The sequence below is a fragment of the Alkalihalophilus sp. As8PL genome (assembly GCF_040939795.1).
Lineage (GTDB): Bacteria > Bacillota > Bacilli > Bacillales > Bacillaceae_D > Alkalihalophilus > Alkalihalophilus lindianensis.
In genome coordinates this window covers 243,621-257,012 of record NZ_CP162551.1, presented here as the reverse complement: position 1 = coordinate 257,012, position 13,392 = coordinate 243,621, and the positions used below count along the sequence as shown (strand labels likewise).

Below are 13,392 nucleotides of genomic sequence, written 5' to 3'. Positions count from 1 at the left end.
ATAATCGTTATCCAATGTAAGTGAAACGGGTGGTTGAAAAGGACAAATTCCTTTTGTATTACTGACTATAAACCCAGTTGCTTTGCCTGTTACACGATGTTTAGAAGTGTGGTATAATCTCCTCTAGCGCAAAAAAATCGAGGCTAGTGGTGAATGAATTGAATTCTAATGAAATAAATCCTTACAATGTGAAGCTAGAAACGTTTGAAGGGCCTCTAGATTTGCTCCTTCATCTGATTAACCAAGCAGAGGTTGATATTTATGATATTCCGGTCGCCCCTATAACGGACCAATATATGACATATGTGCAAGCCATGCAGGAATTACATCTTGATATCGCAAGTGAGTATTTAGTGATGGCAGCAACTCTACTGGCGATTAAAAGCAAGACCTTGCTACCTAAACAAGAAGAACTCTTTGATGAGGAGTTCTTGATGGAAGAGGAAGATCCACGTGATGAATTAATGAATCGATTAATTGAGTACCGTAAATACAAAGAAGCTGCGACTGATCTGAAAGAAAAAGAAGAAAAGAGAAGTCTCGTACATACAAGACCCCCAGAAGACCTTGAACCTTTAATCAGTGAGGCAGATAAGAGCGAGGTAGCCATTCAAGGGGTTTCTTTATTTGATATGCTCTCTGCTTATCAAAAACTTATGAAGCGCAAATCTCTTAAAGCCCCTCGGATGACTACTGTAAAAACTCAAGAATATTCCATTGAAGATCGAATGAATGAAGTGATTGAGTTTATTAACCACCTTCCTTCGCACTCATGTAATTTTGAGGATTTGTTTCCGGTTCCTGAAAAAGGCCATGTAGTTGTTACTTTCCTAGCGATTCTAGAGCTGATGAAAACGAAAACCATTCGATGCGAACAAGAGGGGAATTTCTCTGATATAACTATTTTTAAACAGGAAGGAGGTCCTTTAGAGTGACTCATTCAGAAATAAAAGCCATTATTGAAGGTTTGTTGTTTGTGACGGGTGATGATGGTATGACTTATGAGCAACTGGCTGAAGTAATAGAATTAGAGGTTGATACGATTAAAGATGTTGTAAATGATCTCGAGGCTACTTACAAAGAACAAGAACGAGGGTTACAAATTGTTGAAGTGGGAGGTGCATTTCGTTTTCAGACGAAACCCGAACACGCTTCCTACATTAAGAAATTAGCGACATCCCCTTTGCATTCAGGACTTTCACAAGCTGCTCTTGAAACCCTTGCTATTGTTGCTTATAAACAACCAATTACACGAGCGGATATCGATGATATTCGCGGTGTGAAATCAGAGAGGGCCTTACACTCCCTCACCTCGAAATTATTAATTAAAGAAGTGGGCCGAGTAGCTGGAACTGGTCGACCAATCCTATATGGTACAACGACTCAATTTCTTGATCACTTTGGGTTAAAGCATTTAGATGAACTTCCACCTTTACCAGAGGATCTAGAGGATGATATGGAAGAAGAAGCTGACTTATTTTTTAAAAATATGGAAGAAGGATTGTAATCTTTCTAAGCATGTCTCACTGCGAGACATGCTTTTTTTAGGTAGTCAAGTTCACAAAAAGCCTCTTTATTCATAGAATTTAACGATTAGTAAACCAAGGGAGGGTGATTTGGTGAATGATAAGAAGGAGCTAGTAGAATGGGCGCACCAATTAAAAGACATATGGAACACGCAAGGAGCTTTTATTGAGGGACAAGTGGGACAGGAGAAAACATCCCCATTCATTCGGAGCCTTACAAAGCTATTAGACACATTAGAAGAAGATGATCGAATAGAAGGAGAACATCAGGACGTATTAGAACGTTCAGCTTTGGAAGTATTTAAAGCATGGAATCAAATGATAGGGGAAACTAGAAGCGAACTTGGGAATAGTCCCGTTCCGATAGGAGGGCACTCATTGCCTCCTCTCCCATATGCCTATAATGCATTAGAACCTTATATTTCAGAAGAAATTATGCGCCTTCATCACGATAAGCACCATCAAAGCTATGTAGATGGATTAAATAAAGCTGAGAAAAAAATGCAAGAAGCAAGGCGCTCAGGAGACTATGATCTTATTAAACATTGGGAAAGAGAAGCGGCGTTCCATGGCGCAGGTCATTATATGCATTCTATTTTTTGGGAAGTTATGAGTCCTGAAGGCGGGGGAGAACCGAAAGGAGAATTGCTAGATCAAATAAGAGCTGATTTCGGAAGTTTTGATAAAATGAAAGAACATTTTTCAGCAGCTGCTAACGCTGTTGAAGGTGGAGGCTGGACGATGCTCGTATGGGCTCCGAGATCTCATCGCCTTGAAATCTTACAAGCAGAAAAGCACCAGAACCTTTCCCAACAGGATCAAATTCCATTACTCGTTTTAGATGTATGGGAGCATGCTTATTACTTGCAATACAAAAATGAAAGGAAACCATACATCCAAAATTGGTGGAATACCGTTCAATGGCGTGAAGTCAATAGTCGCTATGAGACTGCTAAAGGAGTACAATGGCACCCCTACTAAAAAAATAAGGGATAAGAGTAATCACTTATCCCTAACTTTTTTTAGTGGTCAGAAGACTGCTTAAGCAGAGATAGAAAATATGCCTTTAAATCCCTTATTCTTCGAGAGGTTGGATATTGATCAGTACCGGTAACAATTAAGACCGTTTTCGTATCTTCTTCATGGAGACCTCCGTGTTCACCGCCATTATAATGAACAGGGGCTCCTTCTGTTTTCAAAATATAGCCTGGTTTGGCTGTTATAATTAATGAGCCTTCTTGACTTTTCAGAGCAGAGTGTATTTGCTCTAGACCATCTGGATAATTGCCATATTGCAAAGTTTTCATATTATCATCTAGGGAAAGGTCTAATACATCTACATCACCTTTTAATGACCAAGTTTGCTCGTATTGATCCTTCCAAGGTCCTCCCTTTTTAAACAGGAGACTTTTAGGTGTAGTACCTTTTTGGATAAGAGTATAATCACTATCTCTCCATGCCACTTGATCAATTCGTTCATCTTTTAATAACTGAGAGGCTACCTCTTCAAACGAAATCTTTGAAGAGGTCTTATGCAGGTAAGCCATTCTGTGGTTATTTGCAATAATAAAGTCACCCATTATTGGATCATCTAAAAGGTTGGCTATCGTCCATGGCTCTAATAGTGGCTCAAGTTCAATAGCAGTTCCTTCCCCTTTATCGTATAACTTAACTTGGCTGTGATCACCAAGGATAATGAATATATTTTCTTCAATTGCTTCCTCCCAGCTTGAATAACTATTTAAAATGGTCTGTAAATGGTAATCTGCTTTGGCAAAACCATCTAAGTAATAAGGTCCATGTTCATGAGCCTCTTTATCAAAATCAGGAAGGAAAGCCATTAGAAAATTAGGTTGTTGATTTGCCTTAATTAAAGCTTGGATGACCTCTGTTGAATACTGATCATTAAGGCCATATTGATTGTAGATCTCATCTGGCAATGATTGATCCTTTGCAGCTGTTGGTTTAATAAGCTTACCGAATGCTAGTAAGTCCGGTCCTTTTGTTTCATATTTATCTTTCATATGTAGACCATGATGAACAAGAGGGGGAATGGCTAAGGTATGTTCTTTGGGTCCTCTATAGAGCAACATGTTAAATGAGCCAGTTGTTACCCCTAAAGTGGAAGCATCATCGTATATAGTAGAAATTTCAGGATTTAAATGTAGGTTGTTTAAATTCGAAAGGGCGTCTTCAAGTATTTGCTCAGTCCCAAGTTTGAAAGTTCTATAAGTTGTAGTTCCGTAATCGACAAGTCGGTTTTCGGTTTGGTTATACCACATCAAACCTGGAATGTGATGATCTTCTGGTCCTACACCAGTAATAAGAGAACTTTCGATGACTACAGACATAGAAGGAAACGGTGAAATTAAGTCATTAAACACTTTTCCATGATCACTTAAAAAAGCAATCGCGGGGGTTCGTCCTTCTTTTATTCCTTTTCTAACCAATTCAGGCTTCATGGAGTCGACCATTACAACAATAATTTTCTTCGAAGGGCCATCATTAGATTGAATACTAGCTCCTTCAGGAGAATCATTCGATGTGCTTTGGCAACTACTAAGAATTAGAAAAATGCTAAATAATAATAGTAAAAGATATATCCTCAATTTTTACCCTTCTTTCTTTCATAAGTCTGTATTTCAAATCCTTTTCCGTCTAACCATTCAGCGTATAATACCGCATTTACACCTGGGATTCCTCTGTTAAGTAGTTCTTTTGTGAGCCATTCTTCATTTTGGTTTAATAATCCTAAGCTCTCAGGAATAAGTTCTCCATCAAGAATAAGCAGGATCGGAAGTGTGACTGATTTTGCAGGTATGTTTAAATCTTTATTGATAGGAGTATCAAAAGGTTGTTTTTTTAGTACACTTACGGATCCGTTTGTTTCAAGAATGCCATATTGGACTTCTCGTATTGAAAACACGTCCTTCTCGCGTAAGAGATGTTGTAATTGATTTAAATCAAGTTTGTTTTTTTTGAGCTCTTCATATTGTATTTTCCCTTTAGAAATAACAAGCGAAGGTGTGCCTTCGAGCCAGGCTCTCGAACCTCTAAATTTTTGAGTAATCATTTCGATAAAATAAATTAATGTACCCCAAAAAACGATTGCATAGAGGACATAATGAAGACCTATTTCTTTATCATAAATCGCATTACCGACGAGCTCCCCTAATACAAGTGCTGAGATGAAATCAAAAGGTGTGAGCTGTGTTATTTGGTTTTTACCTAACAATTTCGTTAACACTAATAAAGCAAAAAAACCGACAAGTAATTCTGTGGTCAGCGATAGGAAATTAGTATGCACAGCAATACCCCTTTAAATTTAATCCTCCTTATTGTTAACAGAATAACTGTTTTTATGATAAAAGTAATAAAGCCCATTCAGAATGTATTTTACATTTGAATGGGCTTTTTCTTTATTTTTATTTTTGAATATCAATTAAAAGCTGGTCTATTTTTTTAACTAGTTGACGAGAAGCATTGTGTAGTTGGGATAGTTCAGAGGTAGGGTCCTCTTTAGTGCCTCGAAAGAGATTCTTCGGCTGCTTTTGGTCTGTTAACCAATAGGCATCCACGTAATGACGAAATAGTATGAAGAGATTTTCCACTGCTAGAGCTTGTTTTGTTGAGAAACAGCCAGCCATCTCTTCGTTACTCATTCCATGTGCTAAAGGTGCGTCTTCAATCACCCTTGCATGTATGTCTTCCGTTTGTTTATCAACTGCCTCTCTAATTCGAAGTGCTAGAAGGAGCATATGGGTCCGTTGTTCTTTAACCAGTTCTTTATTTTTCTCGCTATTATAACGTTTCCGTTCCTTTTGCATTAGTGCAATTAAATGAAGTCTTTCATTAGCTTGCTTGTTCTGCTTAATAAGAAGAATGAATAGAAGCACTGTATTTCCAATCAAAAATATAAAAATAATTAGTGAAGAGATCGACATGATAAATTCCTTTCTATGTGTTCAATAATAGCAATTTACATAAATTGTATCTAATAAGATGGACTGTTTTATTTCATCCTATTAACGATGTTAAAGAGAAAGGGTGTGACATGATGACTGTAGCGAACAAAATGAAACAAACAATCTCAGGTTTAAAAAGTGCACAAGCAAGTCTAGAAACATTTGCTCTTGAAACAGACAATCAACAAGCGAAGCAATTATTTCAACAACTGGCTACGCAAACTCAAGGAATTGTTGACGGATTAAATCCGCGTCTTCAAGAAATTGAGCAAGAAGAACCGCAATATAAACAATAATCTTAAAACGGCGCTAAGCATCCTTACGAAAGATGCTTAGCTTTTCCATACATCATTTTATCAAAAGAAAGGGTGGTGTGAAGGTGAAACATTTCCTAGCAATCATAATTGGAATAATGATTTTGGGTGGATGTGGTCCACAAGCTGAAACGATTCAACCACTGCAGGTAGGAAATCAGGCTATTGTGGCTCAAGAAAAGGCAGATGAAGCCAAACAAATTCTATTATCAATGGAAGAGGTACTAGAAGTAAAAGGTGTGGTAAATGACCAGGGTATTTACTTAGCTCCGCGTGTGAAGCACTTTGATCGTTTTCACTTAAATGATATTAGAAAGCGGGGTCACGAGAACGTAGCGAAACGTTTTCCAAAAGAGACCGTTCATGTCTCGACTGATAAGAAAATTTATATGGAATTAGAAAAGTTGGAGCAAGAGCTGAAGAAGAAAACGATTAGTGAAAAGCGTTTTTCAACCAAATTAAAAGAATTAGAAGAAAAAATGAAAGGGTAGGAGGTGAGAATATGTCTTCTAGTAAGATGAAAAATGTTACACCAACTCAACAAGCCTATCAACGCCTTGCTCAAAAGCATGAATTAAAACGACCTGTAGCGAAAAATTGCATCCGAGCCTTTTTGATTGGTGGATTAATCTGTGTTTTTGGTCAAGGCATCCAAACGATGTTTTTTACTTTTTTTGATTTTACAGAACGAACCGCAGGGAACCCTACAGTGGCAGTTTTAATTTTTCTTTCCGTTTTACTAACTGGCTTCGGTGTGTATGATCGATACGCACAATTTGCCGGTGCAGGTACAGCTGTTCCGGTAACTGGGTTTGCAAACTCAATAGCATCTGCGGCTATCGAGCATCGTACAGAAGGCTATGTACTAGGTGTTGGGGGTAATATGTTCAAATTAGCCGGTTCGGTTATCGTTTTTGGGACAGTGGCAGCCTTTTTAATTGCAATTGTTAAGACGATTCTTATTCAGTGGGGAGGGTTATAGGATGTTAAAAGGTCATCAATCGTGGGTGTTTGAGAACAAGCCTGTTATCACTTCTACTGGGGTGGTAGGTGGGCCATTTGAAGCGAATGGTATGTTAGCCAATGATTTTGATCTTCTCCATGAAGATCTATGGTTAGGTCAGGATTCATATGAAAAAGCTCAAAGAGTGTTATTAGAGGAATCTGTAACTAGAGCCATTGAAAAAGCAGAGTTAACAAACGGCGATATACAATTTATGTTAGCGGGCGATCTACTTAATCAATTGACTCCATCAAGTTTTGCTTGTCGAATGCTTTGTATCCCATACCTCGGTATGTTCGGTGCGTGTTCAACTTCAATGGAAGGACTTGCATTAGCGGCATTCTTAGTGAATGCAGACGGAGCAAATCATGTAGTGACAGCTGCAACAAGTCATAATGCAGCGACTGAAAAGCAATTTAGATATCCCACTGAGTATGGTGGGCAAAAGCCACCTACTGCCCAATGGACTGTTACTGCATCAGGTGCTGCTGTTGTCTCCAAGCAAGGAGAAGGTCCTGTTGTTACTTCTGCTACGATAGGTAAAGTTATTGATATGGGGATGTCGGATCCTTTTAATATGGGTGGTGCGATGGCACCAGCTGCAGTAGATACCATTGAATCGCATTTTCGTGACCTTAGGCTGCCAATTGATCATTACGATTTAATTGCTACAGGAGATTTAGGAAATATTGGATTACCAATTGCCAAAGAAATGTTAGAAGAACGCGGAATGAATCTTGCAGAAGGAGTGTTTCAAGATTGTGGCCTGATGATTTATCGCGAAGGTCAACCAGTATTAGCAGGGGCTAGTGGGCCTGGATGCTCAGCTTCAGTCACTTATGGACATTTACTGAATCGAATGAAACGTGGAGAGATTAAACGGATGCTCATTGTAGCCACAGGAGCCTTGTTGTCTCCATTATCCTTTCAGCAAAAAGAGACGATTCCTTGTATTGCGCATGCAGTCGCAATTGAAGCGGGAGGTCTCATATCATGATATTTTTCTGGGCATTTATAGTAGGTGGGCTGATTTGTGTTATAGGTCAATTATTAATGGATGTGGGAAAGTTAACACCAGCTCACACAATGAGCACACTCGTTGTTACAGGAGCAATATTAGATGGGTTTGGGCTATATGAGCCCTTAATTGATTTTGCTGGAGCCGGTGCTACCGTTCCAATTACGAGCTTTGGTAATGCGCTTGTACACGGGGCAATGGCTGAAGCAGAAACGAATGGGCTGATCGGTGTGATTACTGGTATTTTTGAAGTGACAAGTGCTGGGATATCAGCCGCTATTATTTTTGGCTTTCTGGCTTCTCTTGTTTTTAAACCAAAAGGTTAGGAGCGTCTATTATGTCTGTAGCATCACAAGTGAAAGGGACCCTTTATTCATTAAAAGGGATTGAAGCAACGTTATCAAAGTTAGCCCTACAATCATCAGATAATGGGTCAGAAAAAGTGTATCATCAAGCTTCTTTGAAAGCGAGAACAATTATAAGTGAAATAGAGAAGCAGATCATGTTTTTGGAGCATGAAGAGCCGCAATATAAAGGGAACTAAGGAGGGGTAGTATGCCTGGTTGGCTGGAAGTCGTTATCCGCAGTGTGAGTATCATCATTATTTTGTTCGCATTTTTCAAAGGGTTCATTCGTAAACCAATAGGAGAATGCTCTTCTTTTGAATTTGGATTAGTTGCTGGCATGACGATCATTGGCGCAATTGGAGCATTTAATCTTCAAATACCGATTGCCTTTGTGTTAACAGCACTTGTTGTATGGGGTTTATTTACCATTGGTTTATCAATTTTAGTAGAGAAGAGCGCATCTTTTCGTACGTTTATGTATGGTCGAGGTGTACCTCTCATTAAGGACGGAAAAATATTGGAAGATAACATGACAAAGCAACACGTAACAAGCGACGAACTGCTTAGAAGGTTGCGTTCAAAGGATGTCTTTCAGACAGCAGATGTTGAATTTGCCGTTCTTGAGTCGAATGGAGAATTAAATGTATTACTGAAATCTGACAAGCAACCACTTAATCCAAGTGCATTGCAGATGAAAGTTGCTCCCACTAAAGAACCGGAGACCGTCATTAAGGATGGCGAGATTATGGACGAGCCATTAGCTACAAGAGGGTTAAACCGCATATGGTTGGAAACTGAACTTGCTAAAATAGATGCGTCTGTTGAAAATGTTTTCCTTGCCCAAGTAGATAATGATGGTCAATTAACGGTTGATTTATTTGACGATCAATTAACCGTTCCAGAACCAGTTGAGTTAGCATTACTTGCAGCAGGATTGAAAAAAGTACAAGCAGATTTTTCTTTGTATGCCCTAGATACAGATAACCAACGATCAAAAGAACGTTATGAGTGGTGTGAAAAAGAAGTAACGGAGCTGATCAACCTTCTAAAGCCGTATACTTCTTAATGCTGAACAAGTTCATGTGACTCATCTTTACTTGAGTAGGCTAATTGTAGATCTCCTTCATGATTGATGGTGCATAAAAATATTGTATCTAGTCGAATCACTCCCATTCCCTCTAGTTTTTTACGGAGTGATTCTTTTGTTAACCCTAATTCCTTCATAACTTCTTCTCTCATCTTTCCTTCAATAATTACTGGATAGGAAATACCAAGATTCTTTTTGTGTATTCCTAAATCTTCAATGGTTGGAATGGCTTTTTCCGGTTTCCGTTGTATACTAATATCCCCGTTTGCTTCAATAATAGCAAGCTTCACATCGCCTATGTCAAATACATCTTTTTGTCTAAGCATCTGTAAAATATTATCAATCGAATAGCGAATCGAAGCGACATTATCGACTAATATTTTCCCATCTTTGACTACAACGGTCGGTTCAAAAGTGATCCATTTTCCAAAAGGACGGTTTCGAATCACGTTCAATGCAACAATTTTTTGAAAGAATGCAATAGCGACAATCGCATATGCGGTATGAATGTGACTAACTGAAGGGTCGGCAATATCTGCTCCAGTTACTGAAGCCAGTGTCACAATAACTAAGAAATCAAAGATAGGAACTTGCCCAATTGAGCGTTTCCCCATCGTCAACGTCATAAACAACAATAAAGGGAGGATCGTCAAGATACGACCAGTCACAATTGCTAATTCTTGAAAAAGCATATTTTTCCTCCCTTTCTATTTTATATGAAATGAATCAACAGTTAGTATGTTCCACTTAGAGGAGCAGTATGCAAACAGAAAGGTGTTGTCCAAATCTTAAGTCATATATGGACTCCTCATGCATAAACTTGTCTTACAGATATGTAGATTAGACTCTAATTCGTAAGGACGGTCGACTACTCATCAAAGATATCTAACGAGACGGGGTGGGGATAATACATGCTTAAAAAAGGAATAACATTTGGTCTTATTTGTTTACTCTTTCTTACTTCTGTTATAACTCCAACACAAGTAGAAGCTAGAAATTTTTCAGTATCAGCTGAAGCGGCAATACTTATGGAGCAAGAATCAGGACGAATACTCTATTCTAAAAATGCTGAACAGTCTTTAAGAATTGCAAGTATTACAAAGATCATGACCGCTATTCTAGCGGTTGAATCAGGCAAAATGAAAGAGTTAGTAAAGATCTCATCTAATGCTGAAGGTACAGAAGGTTCTTCGATTTATTTAAGAGCTGGGGAAGAGATCTTATTAGAGGATTTAGTATATGGTTTAATGCTTAGAAGCGGGAATGATTCAGCAGTAGCGATTGCTGAACATGTTGGAGGTAGCTTAGAAGGATTTGTCTATTTGATGAATGAAAAGGCAAGAGAGCTTGGCATGTTAAGCACTCAGTTTCAAAACCCTCACGGTCTAGATGACCATGAAGAGCATTATTCCTCAGCTTACGATATGGCTCTTCTCACAAGATACGCGATGAATAACTCACAATATCAGGAAATATCCTCTACGAAAAGTCATCGAGTGGATGGGGAGCAAATTCGAGTTTGGCATAATAAAAATCGCTTATTAACAGAGCTATACCAATACTCAACAGGTGGAAAAACTGGTTTTACAAAACGTGCTCGCAGGACCCTGGTTTCCACAGCAACGAAAGATGATCTTGATTTAATAGTCGTAACATTAAATGCTCCAAGTGATTGGCATGATCACATGAATCTTTTTAATTGGGCATTTAATTCATATTCGTTAAAAACATTAGTCGAAGAGGGAGAATTCAAAGATATAGAAGATGAATTTTATAAAAATCATGTGTATAGTCCATACACATTTGAATACCCTTTACTTGAATCTGAGGTAGGCTTAGTAGAACAAAAACTAACCCTTTATCGCCCACCGACTGAAGAAAAAAGAGAAGGGTACATTCCACCACAACCTGTAGGCAAATTAGAAGTTACGCTCTCTGGTGAGAAAATTGGTCAAGTGCCCCTCTATTATGATGCGCCTGAAGTAGAAGAAAAACAGGGGTTTTGGTCAAGGTTTCTAAGTATTTTCTCAATGACGCTTGGAGTGAGGACCTTTGATAAATAAGATATGGGTAGCCATGCTTGTCATCGGAATCGTTTTCGCTGCATTTAATGGGACAATGGCTGAGGTAAATGAAGCCATTTTTGCAGGAGCAAAAGATGCGGTAGCTATTTGTATAGGACTGATCAGTATCCTTGTATTCTGGTTAGGGTTAATGAGGATCGCTCAGGTAGCTGGAATGTTAAGAGGGTTAGCGAAGATAATGAAACCCATTGCTACTAAACTGTTCCCAGAAGTGCCTCCTAATCATCCTGCAATGGGCTATATTCTTTCTAACATGACGGCGAATCTCTTTGGGTTAGGAAATGCAGCGACTCCGATGGGGATTAAAGCAATGGAGCAACTAAAGGAACTAAATGGTGGAGTAGATTCAGCTAGCAGGTCAATGATTACGTTGCTTGCGATTAATACGGCTAGTATTACGCTTATACCAACGACTGTCATCTCCATTCGTATGAGTTATGGATCTGTTTCCCCGACTGAAATTGTAGGGACAACGCTCCTTGCTACCACTTGCTCAACGTTAGGTGCTATCCTGATCGATCGGTATTTTTATTACCGTAGAGTTAGAGGAGGGAGAGTATAGTGGGTATATTAACAGTTGTTTCAGTCTGGTTTATCCCTATTCTTATCGGTACTGTTTTGTTATACGGTACTTACAAACGGGTACCCACTTATGAAACCTTTGTCGAAGGTGCAAAAGAAGGGTTTGGGATGGCAATCTCTATTATTCCCTACTTGGTAGGAATGCTTGTAGCGATTTCAGTCTTTAGGGCCTCTGGGGCAATGGAGTTTTTAATTGAATTCATGAAACCATTGTTACAGCTTGTAGGTGTACCTTCAGAAATAGTTCCTCTTGCTATGATTAGACCGATTTCAGGTACGGGTGCACTTGGTATGACGAGTGATCTCATCGCGACGTATGGTCCTGACTCTTTTATCGGAAGGCTAGCATCAACCATGCAGGGAAGTACGGATACAACTTTGTATGTATTAACGGTTTATTTTGGAGCGGTTGGAATTAAAAAGATGGGTGATGCATTAAAAGTTGGCCTTTTAGCTGATATTGTTGGAATTATTGCTTCCATCATTATTGTTTCGATGGTATTCAGTGTATAAAAAAGCCTAACAAACTGATAACTTATCAGAGTTAGGCTTTTTAAATGCAATAAAATTCCTTTTAATAGGTGATAATGGTGACAAATAGATGAACCCTTAGTAGACAATGTGTCTTCTGCTTGAGAATTACTACTTTGGGGAGTATGATGGAACATGAGGTGAATGAATAGAATGGAACGGTTACAAAAAGTTATAGCACAAGCAGGTATTACGTCAAGACGTAAAGCAGAGACGTTAATTACCGAAGGAAAAGTAAAAGTGAATGGCCAAGTTGTTCGTGAACTAGGTGTAAAAGTCAATGCAAAGAATGATCAAATCGAGGTAGAAGGTGTACCGATTGATCGAGAAGAGCCGGTATATTTTTTAATGTACAAGCCACAAGGTGTGATCTCAAGTGTGAAAGATGAAAAAGGTCGCAAAGTGGTGACTGATTTTATCAATATTGAACAACGTGTATTCCCAATTGGAAGATTGGATTATGACACTTCAGGTTTAATTCTTTTAACAAACGACGGAGAATTCGCAAACCAATTAATGCACCCTAAATTTAAAATTGACAAAGTGTATGTAGCAAAGGTAAGAGGCATTCCAACTCGTGAAGAGTTAAAAAGATTGCAAAATGGTGTGGTGTTGGAAGATGGCAAGACAGCTCCAGCAAGAGTAAAACTTATCTCAATGGATAAGAAAAAACAAACGGCTATTGTCCAGTTAACAATACACGAAGGTAGAAACCGTCAAGTACGTCGTATGTTTGAAGCGATTGGTCACCCTGTAATGAAACTTAAACGTGAACAATACAGCTTCTTGAACATCCGTACAATGAATCCTGGAGATGTCCGTCCACTGAAACCAATTGAAGTGAAGCATTTACGTGAATTAGCTGTCACCAAACCGTCATAAAGTGAAACAGTGTAAAAAAAGAACAACGCTATAATAGGGTTATTCACTATTTA

Annotated in this window: 18 protein-coding genes; 14 read left to right on the top strand and 4 right to left on the bottom strand. The window is 38.7% G+C overall.

The genetic code is table 11. The features are described 5' to 3' along the window. The first annotated feature begins 173 nt into the window (after window positions 1-173). From AB3N04_RS02580 to AB3N04_RS02570, 3 genes are all read left to right on the top strand, one after another. Window positions 174-935 carry a segregation/condensation protein A gene (locus tag AB3N04_RS02580; protein ID WP_368505977.1) on the top strand — a complete coding sequence of 254 codons (762 nt, stop codon included), beginning with the start codon at window positions 174-176 and terminating at the stop codon, window positions 933-935. Continuing rightward, window positions 932-1,507 carry an SMC-Scp complex subunit ScpB gene (gene scpB / locus AB3N04_RS02575; protein ID WP_317120681.1) on the top strand — a complete coding sequence of 192 codons (576 nt, stop codon included), beginning with the start codon at window positions 932-934 and terminating at the stop codon, window positions 1,505-1,507. The genes AB3N04_RS02580 and scpB overlap by 4 nt, the downstream gene beginning before the upstream one ends. A gap of 112 nt (window positions 1,508-1,619) precedes the next feature. After that, on the top strand, window positions 1,620-2,507 hold the full coding sequence (locus tag AB3N04_RS02570; protein ID WP_368504587.1) for a superoxide dismutase: 888 nt from the start codon (window positions 1,620-1,622) through the stop codon (window positions 2,505-2,507). A 41-nt stretch (window positions 2,508-2,548) separates the two neighbouring features. Here AB3N04_RS02570 and AB3N04_RS02565 read toward each other — a convergent pair whose 3' ends face one another. From AB3N04_RS02565 to AB3N04_RS02555, 3 genes are all read right to left on the bottom strand, one after another. Next, window positions 2,549-4,135 carry an alkaline phosphatase family protein gene (locus AB3N04_RS02565; RefSeq protein ID WP_368504586.1) on the bottom strand — a complete coding sequence of 529 codons (1,587 nt, stop codon included), beginning with the start codon at window positions 4,133-4,135 and terminating at the stop codon, window positions 2,549-2,551. Beyond that, complete coding sequence (locus AB3N04_RS02560; protein WP_317120684.1) at window positions 4,132-4,833, bottom strand: DUF421 domain-containing protein; 702 nt, start codon at window positions 4,831-4,833, stop codon at window positions 4,132-4,134. The genes AB3N04_RS02565 and AB3N04_RS02560 overlap by 4 nt, the downstream gene beginning before the upstream one ends. Before the next feature lie 118 nt (window positions 4,834-4,951). Beyond that, window positions 4,952-5,470, bottom strand: a complete 519-nt coding sequence (locus AB3N04_RS02555) for a hypothetical protein (protein ID WP_368504585.1) — start codon at window positions 5,468-5,470, stop codon at window positions 4,952-4,954. A 113-nt stretch (window positions 5,471-5,583) separates the two neighbouring features. Between AB3N04_RS02555 and AB3N04_RS02550 the strand changes: the two genes are divergently transcribed. The 7 genes from AB3N04_RS02550 to AB3N04_RS02520 all read left to right on the top strand — a co-directional run bounded on the left by AB3N04_RS02550 (window position 5,584) and on the right by AB3N04_RS02520 (window position 9,239). Next, window positions 5,584-5,787 (top strand): DUF1657 domain-containing protein, encoded by a 204-nt coding sequence (locus tag AB3N04_RS02550; RefSeq protein ID WP_012958408.1) that lies wholly within the window; start codon window positions 5,584-5,586, stop codon window positions 5,785-5,787. An 83-nt stretch (window positions 5,788-5,870) separates the two neighbouring features. Then, entirely contained in the window at window positions 5,871-6,296 is a 426-nt protein-coding gene (locus AB3N04_RS02545) for a YhcN/YlaJ family sporulation lipoprotein (RefSeq protein WP_368504584.1), read from the top strand. A gap of 11 nt (window positions 6,297-6,307) precedes the next feature. Next, window positions 6,308-6,787, top strand: coding sequence for a stage V sporulation protein AC (gene spoVAC, locus AB3N04_RS02540; RefSeq protein ID WP_368504583.1), 480 nt, complete (start codon window positions 6,308-6,310; stop codon window positions 6,785-6,787). Between the two features lies 1 nt (window position 6,788). Then, window positions 6,789-7,805 (top strand): stage V sporulation protein AD, encoded by a 1,017-nt coding sequence (gene spoVAD / locus AB3N04_RS02535; protein ID WP_368504582.1) that lies wholly within the window; start codon window positions 6,789-6,791, stop codon window positions 7,803-7,805. Beyond that, window positions 7,802-8,152: a stage V sporulation protein AE gene (gene spoVAE, locus AB3N04_RS02530; RefSeq protein ID WP_317120689.1), complete on the top strand. Its 351-nt coding sequence runs from the start codon at window positions 7,802-7,804 to the stop codon at window positions 8,150-8,152. Before spoVAD ends, spoVAE begins: the two co-directional genes overlap by 4 nt. Window positions 8,153-8,163: 11 nt before the next feature. After that, the gene (locus tag AB3N04_RS02525; protein WP_368504581.1) at window positions 8,164-8,370 is read left to right on the top strand and encodes a DUF1657 domain-containing protein; all 207 of its coding nucleotides are present in this window, start codon (window positions 8,164-8,166) and stop codon (window positions 8,368-8,370) included. Between the two features lie 11 nt (window positions 8,371-8,381). Continuing rightward, window positions 8,382-9,239 carry a DUF421 domain-containing protein gene (locus tag AB3N04_RS02520; RefSeq protein ID WP_368504580.1) on the top strand — a complete coding sequence of 286 codons (858 nt, stop codon included), beginning with the start codon at window positions 8,382-8,384 and terminating at the stop codon, window positions 9,237-9,239. Here the strand turns inward: AB3N04_RS02520 and AB3N04_RS02515 are convergent. Next, window positions 9,236-9,952 carry a DUF421 domain-containing protein gene (locus AB3N04_RS02515; protein ID WP_368504579.1) on the bottom strand — a complete coding sequence of 239 codons (717 nt, stop codon included), beginning with the start codon at window positions 9,950-9,952 and terminating at the stop codon, window positions 9,236-9,238. The two genes, AB3N04_RS02520 and AB3N04_RS02515, sit on opposite strands and share 4 nt — an antisense overlap. A 219-nt stretch (window positions 9,953-10,171) precedes the next feature. Here AB3N04_RS02515 and AB3N04_RS02510 point away from each other — a divergent pair, with 219 nt between their 5' ends. The 4 genes from AB3N04_RS02510 to AB3N04_RS02495 all read left to right on the top strand — a co-directional run bounded on the left by AB3N04_RS02510 (window position 10,172) and on the right by AB3N04_RS02495 (window position 13,339). Beyond that, complete coding sequence (locus AB3N04_RS02510) at window positions 10,172-11,323, top strand: D-alanyl-D-alanine carboxypeptidase family protein (RefSeq protein WP_368504578.1); 1,152 nt, start codon at window positions 10,172-10,174, stop codon at window positions 11,321-11,323. Then, a complete protein-coding gene (locus AB3N04_RS02505; protein WP_368504577.1) occupies window positions 11,313-11,906 on the top strand; it encodes a nucleoside recognition domain-containing protein in 594 nt (197 codons plus the stop codon). Before AB3N04_RS02510 ends, AB3N04_RS02505 begins: the two co-directional genes overlap by 11 nt. Beyond that, entirely contained in the window at window positions 11,906-12,439 is a 534-nt protein-coding gene (locus AB3N04_RS02500) for a spore maturation protein (protein WP_368504576.1), read from the top strand. The genes AB3N04_RS02505 and AB3N04_RS02500 overlap by 1 nt, the downstream gene beginning before the upstream one ends. 171 nt (window positions 12,440-12,610) lie before the next feature. Then, complete coding sequence (locus AB3N04_RS02495; RefSeq protein WP_368504575.1) at window positions 12,611-13,339, top strand: pseudouridine synthase; 729 nt, start codon at window positions 12,611-12,613, stop codon at window positions 13,337-13,339. The last annotated feature ends 53 nt before the right edge of the window (window positions 13,340-13,392 follow it).